Annotated in this window: 11 protein-coding genes; 5 read left to right on the top strand and 6 right to left on the bottom strand. The window is 56.9% G+C overall.

Annotated elements, in window-relative coordinates:
* Positions 1-38: 38 nt before the first annotated feature.
* Positions 39-2,324 (bottom strand): class 1a ribonucleoside-diphosphate reductase subunit alpha, encoded by a 2,286-nt coding sequence (gene nrdA / locus F3I15_RS03205; RefSeq protein ID WP_039385532.1) that lies wholly within the window; start codon positions 2,322-2,324, stop codon positions 39-41.
* A gap of 405 nt (positions 2,325-2,729) precedes the next feature.
* Complete coding sequence (gene ubiG, locus F3I15_RS03200) at positions 2,730-3,476, bottom strand: bifunctional 2-polyprenyl-6-hydroxyphenol methylase/3-demethylubiquinol 3-O-methyltransferase UbiG (protein WP_150016526.1); 747 nt, start codon at positions 3,474-3,476, stop codon at positions 2,730-2,732.
* A 176-nt stretch (positions 3,477-3,652) separates the two neighbouring features.
* On the opposite strand from ubiG, the gene gyrA reads away from it, so the two are divergent.
* A complete protein-coding gene (gene gyrA, locus F3I15_RS03195) occupies positions 3,653-6,292 on the top strand; it encodes a DNA topoisomerase (ATP-hydrolyzing) subunit A (protein WP_150016525.1) in 2,640 nt (879 codons plus the stop codon).
* 166 nt (positions 6,293-6,458) lie between these two features.
* On the top strand, positions 6,459-9,311 hold the full coding sequence (rcsC, locus tag F3I15_RS03190; RefSeq protein WP_150016524.1) for a two-component system sensor histidine kinase RcsC: 2,853 nt from the start codon (positions 6,459-6,461) through the stop codon (positions 9,309-9,311).
* 49 nt (positions 9,312-9,360) lie between these two features.
* Here rcsC and rcsB read toward each other — a convergent pair whose 3' ends face one another.
* The 4 genes from rcsB to F3I15_RS18160 form a co-directional block, all read right to left on the bottom strand.
* A complete protein-coding gene (rcsB, locus tag F3I15_RS03185; RefSeq protein ID WP_033750421.1) occupies positions 9,361-10,011 on the bottom strand; it encodes a response regulator transcription factor RcsB in 651 nt (216 codons plus the stop codon).
* A 1-nt stretch (position 10,012) separates the two neighbouring features.
* Entirely contained in the window at positions 10,013-12,667 is a 2,655-nt protein-coding gene (rcsD, locus tag F3I15_RS03180) for a phosphotransferase RcsD (RefSeq protein WP_150016523.1), read from the bottom strand.
* A gap of 22 nt (positions 12,668-12,689) precedes the next feature.
* Positions 12,690-13,844, bottom strand: coding sequence for an MFS transporter (locus tag F3I15_RS03175; RefSeq protein ID WP_150016522.1), 1,155 nt, complete (start codon positions 13,842-13,844; stop codon positions 12,690-12,692).
* A 228-nt stretch (positions 13,845-14,072) separates the two neighbouring features.
* A complete protein-coding gene (locus tag F3I15_RS18160) occupies positions 14,073-14,249 on the bottom strand; it encodes a hypothetical protein (protein ID WP_190314888.1) in 177 nt (58 codons plus the stop codon).
* 155 nt (positions 14,250-14,404) lie between these two features.
* Between F3I15_RS18160 and F3I15_RS03170 the strand changes: the two genes are divergently transcribed.
* The 3 genes from F3I15_RS03170 to F3I15_RS03160 are packed head-to-tail and all read left to right on the top strand — an operon-like array spanning position 14,405 to position 19,498.
* On the top strand, positions 14,405-16,180 hold the full coding sequence (locus tag F3I15_RS03170; RefSeq protein WP_150016521.1) for an Ig-like domain-containing protein: 1,776 nt from the start codon (positions 14,405-14,407) through the stop codon (positions 16,178-16,180).
* Positions 16,181-16,233: 53 nt separating this feature from the next.
* Entirely contained in the window at positions 16,234-18,366 is a 2,133-nt protein-coding gene (locus F3I15_RS03165) for a type I secretion system permease/ATPase (protein ID WP_150016520.1), read from the top strand.
* The gene (locus F3I15_RS03160; RefSeq protein WP_150016519.1) at positions 18,353-19,498 is read left to right on the top strand and encodes an HlyD family efflux transporter periplasmic adaptor subunit; all 1,146 of its coding nucleotides are present in this window, start codon (positions 18,353-18,355) and stop codon (positions 19,496-19,498) included. Before F3I15_RS03165 ends, F3I15_RS03160 begins: the two co-directional genes overlap by 14 nt.
* Positions 19,499-19,852 lie beyond the last annotated feature (354 nt).

Here is a 19,852-nt window from a genome sequence, read left to right as displayed (position 1 = left end):
CTGGCAGCGCCAGCCCTGACATAAGTACGCGTCGCCGGTTAGATTTTGCAGGCGCCGCTTTCGCAGCCATCATCCTGAATCGACGGGGCCAGATCGTCCTGTGCATCTTCTGCGCCGTCGCGGGTGTTTTGATAGTAGAGCGTCTTCACACCAAACTTATAGGCGGTAAGCAGATCTTTCAGCAGCTGTTTCATCGGTACTTTACCGTTGGCAAAGCGGCCCGGATCGTAGTTTGTGTTTGAGGAGATCGCCTGATCGATAAACTTCTGCATCACGCCGACCAGCTGCAGATAACCATCATTAGATGGCATTTCCCACAGCAGCTCATACTGATCTTTCAGACGCTCATACTCCGGCACGACCTGACGCAGGATGCCATCTTTAGACGCTTTAATGCTGATGTGGCCGCGCGGCGGTTCAATACCGTTAGTGGCGTTAGAGATCTGCGAAGAGGTCTCTGACGGCATCAGGGCAGAGAGCGTGGAGTTACGCAGGCCGTGTGTGGTGATCGATTCACGCAGCGCTTCCCAGTCGAGATGCAGCGGCTCATTGCAGACGGCGTCCAGATCCTTTTTATAGGTATCAATCGGCAGAATGCCCTGTGAATAGGTTGTCTCTTTAAACCACGGGCAGGCGCCTTGCTCTTTTGCCAGCTCATTTGATGCTTTCAGCAGATAGTACTGAATAGCCTCGAAGGTTTTGTGCGTCAGATTGTTGGCGCTGCCGTCAGAGTAGCGTACGCCGTGTTTCGCCAGGTAGTAAGCATAGTTAATGACGCCGATACCCAGCGTACGGCGACCCATGGCACCACGCTGTGCTGCCGGAATCGGATAGTCCTGGTAATCAAGCAGCGCATCGAGCGCACGCACCGCCAGCACCGCCAGCTCTTCGAGGTCGTCGAGGCTGTTGATGGCACCGAGGTTGAAGGCGGAAAGCGTACAGAGCGCAATTTCGCCATTTTCATCATTCACATCCTCAAGCGGCTTGGTAGGCAGCGCAATCTCAAGGCAGAGGTTAGACTGACGCACTGGCGCAATCGCCGGATCAAACGGGCTGTGGGTATTGCAGTGATCGACGTTCTGGATGTAGATACGACCGGTTGAGGCGCGCTCCTGCATCATCAGCGAGAAGAGATCGACCGCTTTTACGCGCTGCTTACGGATGCTCTCATCTTTCTCATATTTGGTGTAGAGACGTTCAAACTCCTCCTGATCGGCGAAGAACGCATCATACAGGCCCGGGACATCTGACGGGCTGAACAGGGTGATATCTTCGCCTTTCAGCAGGCGGGTATACATCAGCTTGTTGATCTGAACGCCGTAGTCCATGTGGCGCACGCGGTTACCTTCCACGCCACGGTTGTTTTTCAGCACCAGCAGGCTTTCCACTTCCAGATGCCACATCGGGTAGAACAGCGTCGCTGCACCGCCGCGCACGCCGCCCTGAGAGCACGATTTCACCGCCGTCTGGAAATGCTTATAGAACGGGATACAGCCGGTATGAAACGCTTCGCCGCCGCGAATCGGGCTGCCCAGCGCACGAATACGGCCTGCGTTAATACCGATGCCGGCGCGCTGTGACACATATTTCACGATAGCGCTGGAGGTGGCGTTGATAGAGTCCAGACTGTCGCCGCACTCAATCAGAACGCAGGAGCTGAACTGACGGGTCGGGGTGCGCACGCCAGACATGATTGGCGTCGGCAGTGAGATCTTAAAGGTGGAGATCGCGTCATAAAAGCGCTTGATGTAGCTCATGCGCGTATCGCGTGGATAGTTTGAGAACAGGCAGGCTGCGACCAGAATATACAGGAACTGCGCGCTCTCATAAATCTCGCCGCTGACGCGGTTCTGCACCAGATATTTTCCTTCCAGCTGCTTAACCGCAGCGTAAGAGAAGTTCATATCGCGCCAGTGATCGATGTAGCTGTCCATCAGCTCAAACTCTTCGGTGCTGTAATCTTCCAGCAGGTGGCGGTCATATTTGCCCAGCTCCACCATTTTCACGACCTGATCGTAAAGCTTTGGCGGCTCAAACTGGCCATAGGCTTTTTTACGCAGGTGGAAGATAGCCAGACGTGCTGCCAGATACTGGTAATCTGGCGCATCGCGCGAAATCAGATCGGCTGCGGCTTTGATGATGGTTTCATGGATATCAGAGGTTCTGATGCCATCATAAAACTGAATGTGGGAGCGCAGTTCAACCTGAGAAACTGAAACATTGTTCAGCCCTTCAGCCGCCCAGTCGAGTACACGGTGAATTTTATCGAGATCAATGCGTTCCTGACGGCCATCGCGTTTGGTGACGAGCAGACTTTGGTTCATGTCGCGTGTTTACCTGTCCATGAAATAGGAAATTATCCCCTAACTATTCACAAGGTCTATGCACAAGCCGCTCGCTGTGAGTAAGCCTGTGGATAAACACTATATATAGGGGGTTCGGGAAGTTTTACTAACTATATGGTGAGTATTTTAGTCAGCATTCTTTGCTTAACAAGAGTTGATTTTTGGCAAAGAATCAGTCCTGGTAGCCGGGAAAAATCCTGGAACCGCGTGGCATAAGGCCTGGGTTAGCTGTCAACGGCTTCATACTTTTTTTTAATAGTATGACTGAGCGCGTAAATCTCAATCAAAGGCGCGGAACCCGTCATTAAGGCAGAGACGAAACGGAGAAAATCGGCTAGCGGGGATGAAGAAAAGAGGCACGCTCCGCAGAGCGGGCCTCTGTTATCAGCGTGTTTCGCCTGCGGCATCATCCTGAGCGTGGGTATGAATCATGTAGTTCACGTCCACACCCGGCCCGAGACGGAACTTGTTGGTCAGCGGATTATAGTGCAGGCCAATCATGTGGCGTTCGCGCAGCGTGGTTTCGTCTACCCAGTCCAGTAATTCAGCCGGGCGGATAAACTTTTTGGCGTCATGCGTACCGCGCGGCAGCATGCGCAGCACATATTCGGCACCGAAAACCGCCAGCAGCCAGGCTTTAGGATTACGGTTTATCGTGGAGAAAAAGACCTCACCGCCTGGTTTTACCAGGCGGGCGCAGGCCATAACAACCGAGCGCGGATCGGGTACGTGCTCCAGCATCTCCATGCAGGTCACTACGTCATACTGGCCAGCATGGCTGTTCGCGTGATCCTCCACCGTCTGCTGAATATAATCGACGCTGACGCCGTTCTCTTCGGCATGCAGACGCGCCACTGCCAGCGGTTCCGCGCCCATATCCAGCCCGGTTACTTCTGCGCCTTCACGCGCCATGCTCTCTGCCAGAATGCCACCGCCGCAGCCGACATCGAGCACTTTTTTACCAAACAGGCCGTTGCTGTGCTGCGCAATCCAGCCCAGACGCAGCGGGTTAATACGGTGCAGCGGCTTAAATTCACCCTTCAGATCCCACCAGCGCGAAGCGACCGCTTCAAACTTGGCAATCTCGCTGTGATCGACGTTCTGACGGCTTTCCTGCGGTTGTTCACTCATTGAATAACGACTCCTGGCAAAATATCTCCTGAGTATAAACGCTTAAACGTCAGGTGGCATCTCTCAGCGTGAACGAAAAGCGCCAGAAAACCCCGCTTTACGTTCACCGTACGTAAGCAATGTGATATACTTTCGCACCTTTAAAATCCGGGATTAAGTAGAGGGATAGCGGCTCCATGAGCGACCTTGCGAGAGAAATTACACCGGTCAATATCGAAGAAGAGCTGAAAAACTCCTACCTCGATTACGCCATGTCGGTCATTGTTGGCCGAGCCTTACCCGATGTCCGTGATGGCCTGAAGCCGGTGCATCGCCGCGTGCTTTACGCCATGAGCGAACTGGGTAACGACTGGAATAAAGCCTATAAGAAATCTGCCCGTGTGGTAGGTGACGTTATCGGTAAGTATCACCCGCACGGTGACTCTGCTGTATACGAAAGTATTGTCCGTATGGCCCAGCCGTTCTCCCTGCGCTATATGCTGGTTGATGGTCAGGGTAACTTCGGTTCCGTTGATGGCGACTCTGCTGCAGCGATGCGTTATACCGAAGTCCGTATGGCGAAGATCTCCTCTGAGCTTCTGGCCGATCTGGAAAAAGAGACGGTCGACTTTGTGCCAAACTACGACGGCACCGAGCAGATCCCGGAAGTGCTGCCAACCAAAATTCCTAACCTGCTGGTAAACGGCTCCTCGGGTATCGCCGTGGGAATGGCAACCAACATTCCGCCGCATAACCTGACTGAAGTGATCAACGGCTGCCTCGCCTTTATCGATGATGAAAACATCAGCGTAGAAGGGCTGATGGAGCACATTACCGGTCCGGACTTCCCGACCGCAGCCTTTATCAATGGCCGTCGTGGTATTGAAGAGGCCTACCGTACCGGGCGCGGTAAAATCTATATTCGCGCGCGTGGCGAAATCGAAACCGATGCCAAAACCGGCCGCGAAACCATTATCGTTAATGAGATCCCGTATCAGGTTAACAAAGCGCGCCTGATTGAAAAAATTGCCGAGCTGGTGAAAGAGAAGCGCGTTGAAGGGATCAGCGGGCTGCGCGATGAGTCTGATAAAGACGGTATGCGCATTGTCATTGAAGTCAAACGCGACGCCGTGGGTGAAGTGGTTCTGAACAACCTCTATTCGCTGACGCAGCTGCAGGTCTCTTTCGGTATCAATATGGTGGCTCTGCATCAGGGTCAGCCGAAGATCATGTCACTGAAAGAGATCATCGAAGCCTTTGTGCGCCACCGTCGCGAAGTAGTGACGCGTCGCACCATCTTCGAACTGCGCAAAGCGCGCGATCGTGCCCATATCCTTGAAGGCCTGGCAATTGCGCTGGCGAATATCGATCCGATTATCGAGCAGATCCGTCGCGCGCCGACGCCGGCAGAAGCGAAGGGTGCTCTGCTGGCACAGGCGTGGGATCTCGGCAATGTTGCCGCCATGCTTGAGCGTGCCGGCGATGACGCTGCGCGGCCGGAGTGGCTGGAGCCTGAATTTGGTATTCGCGATGGCCGCTACTATCTTACCGAGCAGCAGGCTCAGGCGATTCTGGATCTGCGTCTGCAGAAACTGACCGGCCTTGAGCATGAGAAACTGCTTGATGAGTACAAAGAGCTGCTGGAGCAGATTGCCGGGCTGATTCACATTCTGCAGAGTGCTGACCGCCTGATGGAAGTGATCCGCGAAGAGCTGGAAGCGATGCGCGATCAGTTTGGCGATGCGCGCCGTACTGAGATCACCGCCAACAGCGCGGATATTAATATCGAAGATCTGATTAACCAGGAAGATGTGGTCGTCACCCTGTCGCATCAGGGCTACGTTAAGTATCAGCCGCTGTCAGATTATGAAGCGCAGCGCCGCGGCGGCAAGGGTAAATCAGCCGCACGTATCAAAGAAGAGGACTTCATTGATCGCCTGCTGGTGGCTAACACCCACGACACGATTCTCTGCTTCTCCAGCCGGGGTCGTCTCTACTGGATGAAGGTTTATCAGCTGCCGGAAGCGAGCCGTGGCGCACGCGGACGTCCCATCGTCAACCTGCTGCCGCTGGAAGCAAACGAGCGCATTACCGCTATTCTGCCGGTGCGTGAGTATACCGAAGGCTTCAATATCTTTATGGCGACAGCCAGCGGCACGGTGAAGAAAACCGCGCTGCAGGAGTTCAGTCGTCCGCGCAGCGCTGGCATCATCGCCATCAACCTGCGTGAAGATGATGAGCTGATTGGCGTGGCGCTGACCAACGGCAATGATGAAGCGATGCTCTTCTCCGCTGGCGGTAAAGTCGTGCGCTTTGCTGAGAGTGCAGTGCGTGCCATGGGGCGTTCAGCCTCAGGCGTGCGCGGTATCAGGCTGGCAGAGAACGATAAAGTGGTGTCGCTGATTATCCCGCGCGAAGAGGGCGCGATCCTCACCGTTACGCAGAATGGTTACGGTAAGCGTACGGCTAACAGCGAGTATCCGACGAAGTCACGTGCCACTCAGGGCGTTATCTCGATCAAAGTTACCGAGCGTAACGGACCGGTTATCGGTGCGGTACAGGTGGTAGACGGCGATCAGATTATGATGATCACCGACGCCGGCACGCTGGTACGTACCCGCGTATCGGAAGTCAGTGTGGTCGGCCGCAACACGCAGGGCGTGATCCTGATCCGCACCGCGGAAGATGAGAACGTGGTTGGCCTGCAGCGTGTGGCGGAGCCGGTTGAAGAAGAGGAGCTGGATGCCATCGACGGCAGCGTGGCGGAAGGCGAAGAGGATATTGCGCCGGAAGTCGACAGCGATGACGAGGCACCGGACGCAGAAGACGACGCATAATCGTCTGATGCACCTTATCAGCGGCAGGTCAGGGCAACCGACCTGCCGTTTTATTATCTGAGTTTTCGCCCCGCACCTCTGCACCAACTGGCTTTTTCGCAGCGATAAAGCTAGTGTATGTGCACCTTTTTGGGTCCTGTTAACCGTTACCGCCAGTGAGCCTCTCTTGAAATATCTCGTCTCCTTTCGCACCACGCTTCGTATCTCGCGCTATCTTTTCCGGGCGCTGGCGCTGCTGCTCTGGTCGCTGGGTGCATTGCTGACCACCTTCTACATCATCAATGTGCTGCATGAAAAAGAGAACGGAATACGCCAGGAGTTTGCGGCGAACTACGGTAAAGCAGAGTGGTACGTCCGGCACTCGGCTGACGTCATGCGGGAACTGAAGTACATCACGGAAAATCGTCTTAGCAGCAGCGCCAACGGGCTGGATATGCTCAACGGCCTGCCCGCCGGTAAAAGCACGCTGCCGCAGTTTACGCCGCTCTTTTCCGACGGTGACTGCACCTCAATGAGCAACACCTGGCGCAATTCGCTCGACTCGCTCAGCTACTATATCAACTACTGGAAAAGCAATTTTGCTGCGGCCTATGAGCTGAATCGCGTGTTTTTTATCGGCGGGGAGAGCCAGTGCCTGGCTGATTTCACCATCGGCAGCAGCAATCCGTTAGATCGGGAGCGCAGCATGAAGGCGCTGCGCGAACATGTGCTGCACTATCGCAACAGTAATGAGGAAGATCGGCGCAATCCGATGTACTGGATCACCGACAGCGCGCAGCCAGGAAGCGGCAATTTCTACATGGTCGTCTCGGTTTACGTCGCCAACAAACTTCAGGCGCTGCTGGGCGTTGAGCAGAATATCCGGCTGGATGAATTTTTACAGCCCGGCGGACTGCCGCTGGTGGCGACCATTACCGATGAAAATTACCGCCCGCTGCTGAGCAGCCGCCGCAGCGGACCCGGTTACGCGCTGGACGATCTGCCCGATGAGAGCACCTGGTTTGGCTACCTCGATAGCTACCGCCAGCTGGTGCTGAAAAAGCCGCTGCCGCCGTCAGATCTGAATATCATCTGGTCTCTGCCCACGTCGGTAATGGTGGATCAGCTGCGGCTGCTGCTGCTTAACGCGCTGCTGCTTAACATCTTCAGTGCGATTGTGCTTTTCACCCTGGCGTGGATATTCGAGCGCCGCATGTTCCTGCCGGCGGAAGATAACGCGCACCGGCTGGAGGAGCATGAGCAGTTCAACCGTAAAATTGTCGCGTCGGCACCGGTAGGGATCTGCATTCTGCGCACCAGCGATGGCACCAATATTCTGAGTAACGAACTGGCGCACAACTATCTTACGCTGCTGACGCAGGAGGATCGCCAGCGGCTTAATGAAATTATCAGCGGCCAGCAGGTGAATTTTGTGGATGTGCTGACCGGCAGCAATACCAACCTGCAGATCAGCTTTGTGCATTCGCGCTACCGCAATGAAAACGTGGCCATCTGCGTGCTGGTTGATGTCTCATCCCGCGTACGTATGGAGCAGTCGCTGCAGGAGATGGCGCACGCCGCTGAACAGGCGAGCCAGTCGAAATCGATGTTCCTCGCGACCGTCAGTCATGAACTGCGCACGCCACTTTACGGCATCATCGGTAACCTCGATCTGCTGCAGACCAAAAGCCTGCCCAAAGGGGTGGAGTCGCTGGTTACCGCCATGAACAACTCCTCCAGCCTGCTGCTGAAAATTATCAGCGACATTCTCGACTTCTCGAAGATAGAGTCAGAGCAGCTGAAAATTGAGCCGCGTCCCTTCTCACCGCGCGAAGTGATTAACCATATCACCAGCAACTATTTATCGCTGGTGGTGCGCAAGCGTCTTACGCTCTATGTATTCATGGAAAACAACGTGCCGCTGGCGCTGGATGGCGATCCGCTGCGGCTGCAGCAGGTGATCTCCAACCTGCTTAATAACGCCATCAAATTTACCCATACCGGCTGCATTATTCTGCACGCCTACGTTAAAGAGGGCTATCTTGCTTTCCGCGTGCGCGATACCGGCGTCGGCATTCCGGCCAGAGAGGTGACGCGGCTGTTCGATCCTTTCTTCCAGGTCGGCTCCGGCGTTCAGCGCAACTTCCAGGGCACCGGGCTGGGACTCGCGATCTGCGAAAAACTGATCAACATGATGGATGGCGATATTGAGGTCGATTCTGAACCGGGGATGGGCAGCCAGTTTATCGTACGTATTCCAATCTACGCCGGCCAGCAGCCGGCGCCGCCGCTGCTGGATGGCCTGCAGGAGAAAGCGATCTGGCTTGACCTGCGCAACGACTATCTCGCTGCGTTTCTGCTGCGCCTGCTGCAGCAGCAGGGACTGAAAGTGGCAGCCTGGCAGGGTCAGGCAGAAAGCGATGATGTGGTGATAAGCGATCACGACGATTTACTGACGCAGGCGGTGCGCGCGCGCATTCTGATCTGCGGTGAACATATCGATATGCCGCAGGAGCGCTCGCCGGGCGTCTGGGTGCAGAGCAGCGCAACGCTGCACGACCTGCCGCTGCTGCTGGGACGTATCTATCGCATCACGATTGACAGCGATACCACCACGCCGCTGCCGCCGCCTGCGGCAGAGAATGCGAGCAGCAATGAAGATATTACGATTCTGATTGTGGACGATCATCCCATCAACCGTATGCTGCTGTCGGAGCAGCTCGGTACGCTGGGCTACCAGACCAAAACGGCGCAGGATGGCGTTGATGCGCTTAACGTGCTGAGCCGCAATCATATCGACATCGTACTGAGCGACGTAAACATGCCAAACATGGATGGTTATCGCCTGACGCAGCGGCTGCGCCAGCTGGGGCACGTGTTCCCGGTGATTGGCGTAACGGCGAACGCGCTGGCGGAAGAGAAGCAGCGCTGTATGGATGCCGGTATGGATAACTGCCTGTCGAAACCCGTGACGCTGGATGAGCTGAAAGTCACCCTGGCGCGCTATGCTGTTCGCGTGCGTACCGGTCGTCAGGGGTAGTAGGGCAGGTGATTAAGCGAACGGGCGGCCCGCAGGCCGCCCGTAAAGATTAATCTTTGTCGATCTGCGTGGCACTGACCGATGAGAGGTAGTTCAGCAGTGCGATATCGTTATCCACGCCCAGTTTCATCATGGCTGATTTCTTCTGGCTGCTGATGGTTTTGATACTGCGGTTCAGCTTCTTGGCAATCTCAGTGACGAGGAAACCTTCCGCAAAGAGACGCAGTACTTCACTCTCTTTCGGCGACAGACGCTTGTCACCGTAGCCACCTGCGCTGATCTTCTCCAGCAGTTTGGCAACGCTTTCCGGCGTATATTTTTTGCCTTTCTGCAGGGCGGCCAGCGCTTTTGGCAGATCGGTCGGGGCGCCCTGTTTCAGCACAATCCCTTCGATATCGAGATCCAGAACGGCGCTCAGGATCGCCGGATTGTTGTTCATGGTCAGAACAATGATCGAAAGATCGGGATAGTGACGCTTGATGTACTTGATCAGGGTAATACCGTCGCCATACTTTTCGCCAGGCATTGAGAGATCGGTGATCAGAACATTCGCGTCCAGCTTAGAGAGGCTGTTGATCAGTGCTGTGGAGTCTTCAAACTCACCTACTACGTTAACCCATTCAATCTGTTCCAGAGACTTACGGATACCAAACAGAACAATGGGATGGTCGTCGGCAATAATTACGTTCAGGTTATTCATCTTATTGGTTACCTTGCTGCAGCAGTTGATTGACATAGGCGTCAATTTCACTGGTGGTATTTTTAATGGTTAAATCGTCGCACATTTTAATGTGCTGTTCTAACGCTTCACAAAGCTGTTTACCCGGCAGCAAATTGAGCATGGCAAAAACGCCTTTCAGGCGATGCGCTGTCTGAGCAAGAGAAGGATAGTCGCTATCCGACGCTTCAGTATACAGTCTCCTGACATCAGGCGGTACTGTCTCGGTAAACAGCTGGAAATAGCCGCCGCTTAACAGCGGTGTGGCAGCCTCATTTTCTTCACTCTCCTCCATCAAATCACTGGCCAGCTGCTTTTCAATCAGGGCCAGCAGTGCGTCAAGCAGGGCGTTGCTGAGGTTATAATTCACGCGATACTGTCTGTCGTTCAGGGCGTGATGCCCCAGCTCATCGCCCGCCAGCAGTAATGCCCAGCCGCTGAGACGCTCAGGGTCGTCCGTGATCAGAACATCGTGCTCCTGACCCGAAAGCCGTTCATCTGAGGTCAGGCACTTAGCGCCCCAGTTCTCCAGATGACGACAGACGATTTTCTGTACATCTTCAACTGCTATATCGACCAGAGCGGTCACGCCCTCCAGTAATTTTTCTTCCTGCTCATCCAGCAGCAGCTGCAGCGTCAGCGGCAGCTGGATGTTATAGCGCGTGCCGATGCCGGGTTTAGCGATAATGTCTAACTGACCACCCATCTGCTTGCAGAGCTGTTTACAGAGGAAAAAGGCCATTCCGGAGGCCTGACCAAAACGATCCTGCGATGTCTCACCAAGATAGGGGAAATCGGCATTGGTCAGTTCATCCGCCGTCAGCCCGGAACCGGTATCGACCAGCTGCAGCTGCAGCACGTCAGGCTTATCCGCTGGCGTTTTCACTTCCAGCGTGATTTTTCCCCATTGCGTGGTGGTCAGCGCATAATGCATCAGGGTGGTCAGCACCTTGCGCAGCGCGCGGCGGTCACCGCTGCGCATTTCATCATTCGCCAGCTGGTTATTTACGACCAGCGTCAGGCCCTTGCGTCGCAGCAGCGGCAGGCTCTCCAGCGCAATCTCATCCAGCAGATCCTGCAGATTAAACGGGCTGGTTTCCGGCGACCAGTCATGCGCTTCCAGCCGGTTCAGTAGCACGATGTCATCGACCAGGCGGGCCAGCCGCTGGCTCTCATCCAGCAGATCCAGCACGCTCTCATCGTCACCGCGCTGGCTGAGCTGTACCAGCCGCGTCACCATATCCTGCAGCGGGCGGTTCAGCGCATGGCCAAGCTGCTGCATCAGCTGCTGGCGCATCTGGTGATTGCGATCCAGTACCTGCTGTGCTTTCTGCAGCTTCTTATTCACCAGCAGTTCGCGATCCTGGTCGCGCATCATAAACAGCTGCGTGTGCGGCGACAGCACGCTGCGTGCATGACGGATCTCATAGACTTCGTTATTGATAGTCGCCTGCAGCACGCCCTGATGCTGATCGGACATGTTGATAATCTTCTGCAGGTTCAGGTGCGGCAGCAGGTGATCGGCAATCTTATTGCTCAGCAGGGTGCGGTTAGTGGCGAAGTCATACACCAGCAGCCCGACCGGCAGGCTGGCGACGATCTCTTCATTCAGCATACGCAGCGAATCGAGCTCTGCGCTCTGATTCTCATTCGGGCGCAGCGCCTGCTGACGCAGCAGGGTCACGCCGGCAATCGACAGCAGGAAGAGCAGCAGGTTGATAAGCAGCGGCCACATCAGGTTATGCAGCATATCAAGCGCAAGGCTAACCAGCGGTACGCGATAAACCAGCTGCAGCGGCGTGCTGGGCAGCGAGGCGGCGATCTCCAGATCCGGGTTAACCAGCGTAACGCTGGTCGTACCGTCGCTGCCATCATCCGTGCTGCTGCCCGGGGTCGCATCCTGACGCAGCTGGAAATTCTCCAGCGGCAGGTTCTGCGGCACCAGATCGTTAACCGGCAGATCGAAAGCCACCACCGTTGCCAGATGACCCGGCTGGTTGAAGGTGGTGCGCAGCGTAAAGTAGTGATCGTTCTGCCAGGTAAAATGACGCAGCGGCGAGAAGCTTTCGCGCTCATCCAGGGCGTTAGCCTGCTGCAGCATCTCCGCCCGGCGGCTGTCGACCAGCGTATTCAGCGCGCTCTCTTTATAGCGCGTTGCCATATCTTTCAGCGGCAGGGTAGAGATCATAATCAGGCTATTATCCTGACCGTTCAGAAAATACATCGACCACGCCGGGTTTTCCGCACCCCATAACGTATCGAGATAGCCGGACATACGCATGGTCATATCCAGCGTGCTGCCGTCGTGCGAACCGAAAATCAGCGCTTCCGTTTTGCGGCGTGTTTTTTCCAGATAGTAAACATCCGGGCGCAGCCGGGTCTCCTGCAGCGTGCTGTTAGGCGCAGAGCCGGCCGCACTGGTGGCGAGGTTTTCGTAAATCTGCCAGGTGGCGAAGCGGTAAGCGTCGATGCGTTTTTGCATATCACGCGCCAGGTCAGCCATGGCATAACGCTTTTCGGCAATCCAGGCGCTGACGCTGTTGTGCACCACGGCGCCCAGCGCCAGCAGCAGCACCAGGTTAAACACGACAACAAAACGCGTAACGTTACCGGAAGTCAGTGGAAATTTATAAAGCATAGTGAGTCTCAGGATCCTGCAATCAACGCGTAACCCGGCGTGCGCTGGCGGCGACAGCCAGCAGCATCAGAGCAATCAGCAGGAATGCACCGCTTAGTGTGAGCCACTGGGAAATAAAGCCGATTAACGCCGGGCCTGAGAGAATACCCGCATAGCCTAACGTTGTCATGGCCGAGATCGCCAGGTTGACAGGCATGGCCTGCTGGTTACCGGCGGCATTAAACAGCATCGGCACCGTATTCGCCAGCCCGAATCCGACCAGCAGAAACGCCAGCAGCGCGGTTTGCGGCCAGGGGACCAGCACGGCCAGCGTCATACCTGCACTGGCTGCCAGCGCGCCGGTAAGCATGACGCGATAGCGGCCAAAGCGCTGAATGATTTTGTCGCCGGTCAGCCGGCCAATCGTCATGGCAACCGAAAACACCGCATAGCCCAGTCCGGCATAGGCTACGCTGAGGCCCGGGCTCTGCAGCAGCAGCAGGGCGCTCCAGTCGAGCACGGCACCCTCGGCGAGGAACAGAATAAAGCAGAGGCAGCCGAGAAAAGCGACCCAGCCACGCGGGATCACCAGCCAGGGTTCATCAGCCTGACGCAGCCGCTCGCTCATCAGGGTTGGCAGACTGCAGCAGAGCAGCACGGCGATCAGCACCATCATAATCGCGATGGCCTGCAACGGCGTCAGCCCGGCACCCAGCAGCAGACTCACCGCACCGGCGCCGATAATGCCGCCGAGGCTGAAGAAGCCGTGAAAGCCTGACATCATCGGCCTGCTCGCCGCTTTTTCCACGTGAACCGCCTGCACGTTCATTGCCACATCCAGCATGCCGAGTCCGGCGCCGAATAGCATCAGCGTAAACGCCATCGCCCAGAGATGGTCCAGCGTGGCAAGCAGCGGCAACACTGCCAGAATCAGCAGCGCAGAGCAGGTCATAATCCGGCGGCAGCCAAAACGACCAATCAGCGCCCCCGTCACCGGCATAGCGGCCAGCGAACCGATGCCCAGGCACAGTAAAAGCCCGCCGAGGGAGGCTCCGCTCAGCTGCAGACGCTGGCTGGCGTAAGGCACAAGCGGCGCCCAGGCAGACATACTCAACCCGGCGATAAGGAAAACAGTACGCGTGCCGAAATTAACACGCTGATGCAGTTTGGCTGGCTGTGCGGCGTCCAGTGCAGTCATAGTCGTTATTTTGATCCGCTGTTAAAGCGTCGAAGTTTAGCATCAAAGCAGGCGGTGCAGCGGAATTAACGCGCAATTTGCGTTGCCTGATGCTGCACAGGAATCGGACATCTTACCGATATTTGGCCGGGCCTGAACTTTTTCCAGATATTTCCTGGTACTGCCTGAGAGGCATTAAGTGACTTAACGCAAATTAAGTCAGACAATTGATGACATATACTGATGCAATCAGCGAGAGGTCACCGACTGACTAAGGTTTTCGCTGGTTGCACGCTTTACGACGATTTCCGGATTTTTGCCACCAGACAGCAGCGGGTAAAGCGCGCTAAGATAAAGCAGGCCACCGCTAAAGGGGCCGCTTATAGCAAGATCGCCACGCGCGCCAGCCCGGCCGGGAGCGTGCATTTAACGTCATACCTTTAACCTTGTTACCTGCGGGTAACCCGTTTTCATCAGGTGAAACGGGCCATGCTGTTATGGCCTGTATGGCGCACCGATCTGCCTGAAACATTAATACAGGTAATCACTGGTGCAATGCATACTCTGTAACGAGGTTACCTATGTTTTCAGGTCAGTCCACTTCATCTTTCGCATCGTTATTTACCTCTGGCACTGAGCGTGTCGGCCCGATAATAGCCAGCCAGCAGCGCCGCGATACCACGCTACCGGCCGCGCTACACCCCTATGAGCCGCTGGCGCAGGATGGCGTTATCGCTGCCTGGGAGAGCAACCGCGCCATTCATCTGCGCGGACGCGCGGAGCAGGAGCCAGGCGCAACGGTCACACTCAGCTTTAATGGAGAAAGCTGGCACAGCACGGTCAACCACTGGGGCTACTGGCATGCAACCATGCCCCCTTCGGTATTACAGGGTGTCGCGGATGGCAACCACAGCCTGACGCTGACCATTACCGATAAAGCGGGTAACAGTACCGCCACCGAAGTAGGGTTTGGCGTCTATGTGGATAAAACGCTCCGTCCGGAGATCAGCGTGGCGCCCGTGAGTGGTGATAACGCGATTAGCGTAGCGGAAGGGATTTACGGCGTGGAGGTGAGCGGGCAGGTTACGCATATGCCGCTTAACAGCCATGTCACGCTGACGCTGGGAAATAAAAGCACCACTGCTCTCGTTGATGAGCACGGCGCATGGCAGGCAACGTTTACGCCGGAGGATCTGCACGCGCTGCCGGATGGCGTTTATCAGCTGCAGGTCAGCGCCCGCGATCCGAATGGCAAAACCAGCACGGTTCAGCATGAGCTGACGCTGGTAACCCATCCGGAAAGCCTGCCGCATATCAGTTTTGACAGCGTTACTGCTGATAACGTTATCAACTTTGCTGAGAGCCAGCAGGACCTGATGCTGAGCGGTACGCTCTCGGCGCTGGCTCCGGGCCAGAAACTGGAGCTCTGCGTCGGGGATAAAGTCTATCACGCCGCGATTGATGCGCAGGGCCACTGGCAGGCGATCGTTCCTGCCAGCGAGGTCAGCAACTTTATTTCGCTCGGTGAAGTCCGCGTCTACGCGCTCGACGCCGCCGGCAACAGCACCGACACCACGCTGGGGCTGAATGTCGTGACGACGTTGCCGGAGATCTACTGTGAAATGAATATCGGCGGCGATACCTTCCTTAACGCGCAGGAAGCGCAGCAGCCGCTGAGCTTTTATCTGGAGGGTGTGAACCAGCTTACGCTCAACGGTAAGGCCTATACGCCAGTCGATGGCATGGTAACGCTCAGCGTGGCCGACCTGCAGGCGCTGCCGGATGGACCGGTCAGCGCTATGGCCGAACGCTGGGACAGCTACGGTAATCACGACAGCCAGACGCTCAGCGATCTGTTCACCGTGGCGATTCACCAGCTGCCGTCGCTGACCCTGCAGCAGCCGTTTGGCGATGGCGTCATCGCGTCCGGCGACATGGATCACTGGCACCTTATCCAGGGCAGCTCTGACCATCTGACGCAGGGAAGCCTGGTCACCGTCACGCTGGGCGATCGGCACTACAGCGCCGCAGTGGATGAGAGCGGAGAGTGGTCGCTGACCATTCTGGCGGGTCAGCTGGCAACGCTGGAGCCGGGCAGCTATCAGATGAGCGTCAGCGCGCAGGATAAAGCGGGCAATCTGGCCAGCGCCGTCCGGACGGTAACGGTGGAGGACGCCGGCAGCACAGATTTCAGCGCGACCACCATCGATTCTCTGCTGGCGCACTATGGTGCCGGAGAGGCCATACCGGATGCCGCCGCGGCGGGCAGTGAGCCAGACCACCACTATGGCAGCAGCGACGCTGCCTGGACGCTGGCCGATCATCTGCAGCAGCAGCCGGTAGCGGCGCTGGTATAAATTATCTGCGACACACGCAGCACAATCACTCTTTTCTGAAAGGCGACCCAGGGATGCGTTCACCCTTGCATACGCGCGACGAAGCGATTGCCGCACTGAACCGGGCTGCGGCCGCGCTGGGGATCGCCATCGATCGCCGTCGCCTGCAGCTTCAGTGGCTGGCCGCGGCGTCACCGCAGGCGCAGCTGACAGACCTGGCGCAGCATATGGGGCTGACGCTGCAGTTTGTCAGCGCCCGCAAGCTGCGCTGGCGGCAGGCCGTAATGCCGCTGCTGCTGCGCCTTAACGACGGCACGCTGGCGCTTGCAGAAGCGGCAGATGACGAGGGAAGAGTGCATTACTGGCTGAGTGCAGGCGGTGACGGCCTGCGCTCAGCTCCGCTGAGTGACCTGCTGGCACAGGCGCAGCCGGAAGTGGGCGTCATTACGCCAGCGACCCGCGCACGCGATGCGCGCATGGATGAGTTTGTCCGTCCCTGGCAGCCACACTGGTTATGGCAGCATTTCCGGCCAATGAAGCGACGCCTGGTGGAAATCAGTCTCGCCTCGCTGGTCAGCAATATGCTGGCGCTGGCGGGGATCCTGTTCTCAATGCAGGTGTACGATCGGGTGATACCGGCCCAATCACAACCCACGCTATGGGTGCTGTTTGGCGGAGTGATGCTGGCGGCGCTGATGGAATATCTGATCCGGCTGGCGCGGACCCGGGTGGCTGACGGCATGGGAAAGCGGATCGATCTGGCCCTCTCTGCACAACTCTTTGCCCGCGCGCTGCGCATCCGCAATGAGGCGCGGCCGCGCTCCACCGGAGCTTTCATTGCTCAGCTGCGTGAGGTTGAGCAGGTACGCGAATTACTGACCTCTACGACGGTAAGTGCCGCAGCGGATATCCCTTTTGTGGTGCTGTTTCTGGTGATTTTATCCGCGATTGGCGGCTGGCTGGTGCTGGTGCCGCTGCTGGCGATCCCGCTGATCGTGATCCCGGGGCTGCTGGTACAGATCCCGATGGCGCGGCTGGCTAAGGAGGGGCAGCGTGAAAGTGCTCTGCGGCAGGCGCTGCTGGTGGAGACGCTGGAAGGAGTCGAGGATATCAAGGCGCTGCAGGCCGAGGCCGGGTTCCAGCGGCAGTGGGAACAGGCGCACGACGTCAGCGCCACGCTCGCCAGCCAGCAGCGGCTGTGGGGCGCGCGGCTTACCGGCTGGGCGGGCAGCGTGCAGCAGCTGACCTACGCGGGGATGCTGGTCGCCGGGGTCTATCTGATCCTGAACAATCAGATCACTACCGGTACGCTGGTGGCCAGCAGCCTGCTCTCCGCGCGTACGCTCGCTCCCCTGATGCAGCTGACGCTGGTATTTTCGCGCTGGCAGCATGCGCGCAGCGCCATGAACGGACTCAATGAACTGCTTAAAAAACCGGTTGATCGGCCGCAGAGTGGCGTGCCGGCTTATGCGGCGGTGCTCCGCGGACACTATGAGCTGCAGCAGGTGCGCTATCACTATGATGAAAGCAGCCTGCGTGCGGTTGCTATCGGGAGCCTGACAATCCGTCCCGGTGAGCGCATCGCGATTGTCGGCGGCGCGGGAGCCGGTAAATCGACCCTGCTGAAAATCCTGGCCGGGCAGGCGCTGCCCGGCAGCGGACGTATCATAATCGATGGCGTTAATATGCAGCAGCTCGATCCGGCTGATTTGCGGCGGCAGCTGGGCTGGCTGTCGCAGGATTCGCGCCTCTTTTTCGGTACGCTGCGGCAGAACCTGCTGCTTGGCAATCCGCACGCCACTGAACAGGAGATGCTGCAGGCGCTGCGCATAAGCGGTGCGTTATCGCTGCTGCAGCAGGATGCCGCCGCGCTTGACCGCCTCATTCATGAAGGCGGGCGCGGGCTCTCTGGTGGCCAGCGGCAGATGATTCTGCTCAGCAGAATGGTGCTGCGTCAGCCACAGATTGTGCTGCTGGATGAGCCGACGGCAGCGCTTGATGAACCGCTGGAGGCGCAGGTGATCCGTCAGCTGGCGCAGTGGCTGCCGGGGCGTACCCTGGTGCTGGTCACCCATCGTCCGGCGCTGCTGGGACTGGTCGATCGCATCATTGTGATGAAGAACGGCGAGATTGTGGCTGATGGCCCGCGCGATGCCATTCTGCAGCGTAGCGCTTTACGGCCGGAGGTGGCAGATGAGCACAGATAACGAGGCGGCGGCGTCGCGCATTATCTGGCTTTGCGCGCTCACGCTATTGCTGCTGCTGATCTGGGCGCGCGTTGCCGTGCTGGATGAGGTGACAACAGGCAGCGGCAAAGTCACGCCCTCCAGCCGGGCGCAGATTATCAATAATCTGGATGGCGGGATCCTCAAACAGCTCAGCGTGCACGAAGGCGATATTGTCCGTAAGGGTGAGCTGCTGGCGACGCTCGATCCCGCCCGCTATCAGTCCAGCTACGGTGAGGCGAGCGCCAGGGTACGGACACTGCGGGCGACGGCAGAGCGGCTGGATGCTGAGCTCAGCGAACGTCCCTTGCAGTTCAGCGCGGATATTCGCCGTTACCCGCAGCTGGTCGCCCGTGAAACTCAGCTCTATGAGTCGCGCCGGCAAAACCTGACGACAACGCTGCAAAACCTTCAGCAGTCGCTGAAGCTGGTAGAGGCAGAGCTCAATCTGACTGAACCGCTGGTGGCGCGCGGTGCGGCGGGTAAAGTTGAAGCGCTCCGGCTGCGGCGGCAGGTCAGCGACCTGCAGGGAAAAATCGACGAGGTGCATAATGACTACGCTGTGCGAACGCATGAGGAGCAGGTCAAAAACAGCGCAGAGCTGGATGCGCAGCTGCAGGTTGCGGCAGGCAGAGAAGATCAGCTGACGCGCACCGCGCTGCTCTCACCGGTGTATGGCATCGTCAAAGCCATCGCTATTACCACACCGGGCGGTGTGGTAGAACCGGGCGGTAAACTGATGGAGATTGTCCCGCTGGAGGATCGGTTGCTGATCGAGACACGCATTGCGCCACGCGATATCGCCTGGATCCGGGCCGGGTTGCCCGCAACGGTTAAAATCACCGCGTACGATACCGCTATTTATGGCGATCTGCCGGGCATCGTCGAGAGCGTTTCTCCGGATACGCTGCAGGATAGCGACCTGCGCGAGCCGCCCTATTTTCGGGTCTATGTGCGGACACAGACGGCGACGCTTACCAGCCGGCGCGGTCAGCGCTTTCCTGTGCTGCCGGGTATGCTGGCAGATGTGGAGATAAAAACCGGGCAAAAATCGGTGCTGGATTATCTGCTTAAGCCGCTGAATAAAGCGGCTGAAGCGCTGCGTGAGCGCTGAATGCGTTATTATATTGGCGGGAAAATAGCGCAGATAAAAAAATGCCGGACAAATATGTCCGGCGGGAATCAGGGTAAAACACTCATTCGGGATGAATGAAGATAATAATAAAATAAATGATGATAGCGCGGATAATTGTAGAGGCTGACAGCAACAAAGTTTTATCATTCAGTGCGGCATTAAATTAATGTATCTATCTGAATGAAAAGGAATTTAATCCGGTTTGTTTATTCGTGCTTTATTTTTTATCTATATGTGCTGATTATTAGTTCCGCGATATTTACATCTGGCAATAAATTTGCAATCAAATGAAACACTTTCGGAAATTCAGTATCATTTTCGTGATAGATTATT

Origin of the sequence: Pantoea sp. M_9 (assembly GCF_008631385.1) — a bacterium.
Taxonomy (GTDB): domain Bacteria; phylum Pseudomonadota; class Gammaproteobacteria; order Enterobacterales; family Enterobacteriaceae; genus Pantoea; species Pantoea eucrina.
The sequence above is the reverse complement of the archived record's forward strand: the minus strand, read 5'-3'. Positions and strand labels throughout refer to the sequence as shown.

What these genes read in the sequence shown, in the direction of transcription:
- F3I15_RS03165 (WP_150016520.1), top strand. Translation starts at nt 16,234, where the DNA reads ATGCGTTCACCCTTGCATACGCGCGACGAAGCGATTGCCGCACTGAAC.
- ubiG (WP_150016526.1), bottom strand. Translation starts at nt 3,476, where the DNA reads ATGAGTGAACAACCGCAGGAAAGCCGTCAGAACGTCGATCACAGCGAG.
- F3I15_RS03175 (WP_150016522.1), bottom strand. Translation starts at nt 13,844, where the DNA reads ATGACTGCACTGGACGCCGCACAGCCAGCCAAACTGCATCAGCGTGTT.
- gyrA (WP_150016525.1), top strand. Translation starts at nt 3,653, where the DNA reads ATGAGCGACCTTGCGAGAGAAATTACACCGGTCAATATCGAAGAAGAG.
- F3I15_RS03170 (WP_150016521.1), top strand. Translation starts at nt 14,405, where the DNA reads ATGTTTTCAGGTCAGTCCACTTCATCTTTCGCATCGTTATTTACCTCT.
- rcsD (WP_150016523.1), bottom strand. Translation starts at nt 12,667, where the DNA reads ATGCTTTATAAATTTCCACTGACTTCCGGTAACGTTACGCGTTTTGTT.
- F3I15_RS18160 (WP_190314888.1), bottom strand. Translation starts at nt 14,249, where the DNA reads ATGCACGCTCCCGGCCGGGCTGGCGCGCGTGGCGATCTTGCTATAAGC.
- rcsB (WP_033750421.1), bottom strand. Translation starts at nt 10,011, where the DNA reads ATGAATAACCTGAACGTAATTATTGCCGACGACCATCCCATTGTTCTG.
- F3I15_RS03160 (WP_150016519.1), top strand. Translation starts at nt 18,353, where the DNA reads ATGAGCACAGATAACGAGGCGGCGGCGTCGCGCATTATCTGGCTTTGC.
- nrdA (WP_039385532.1), bottom strand. Translation starts at nt 2,324, where the DNA reads ATGAACCAAAGTCTGCTCGTCACCAAACGCGATGGCCGTCAGGAACGC.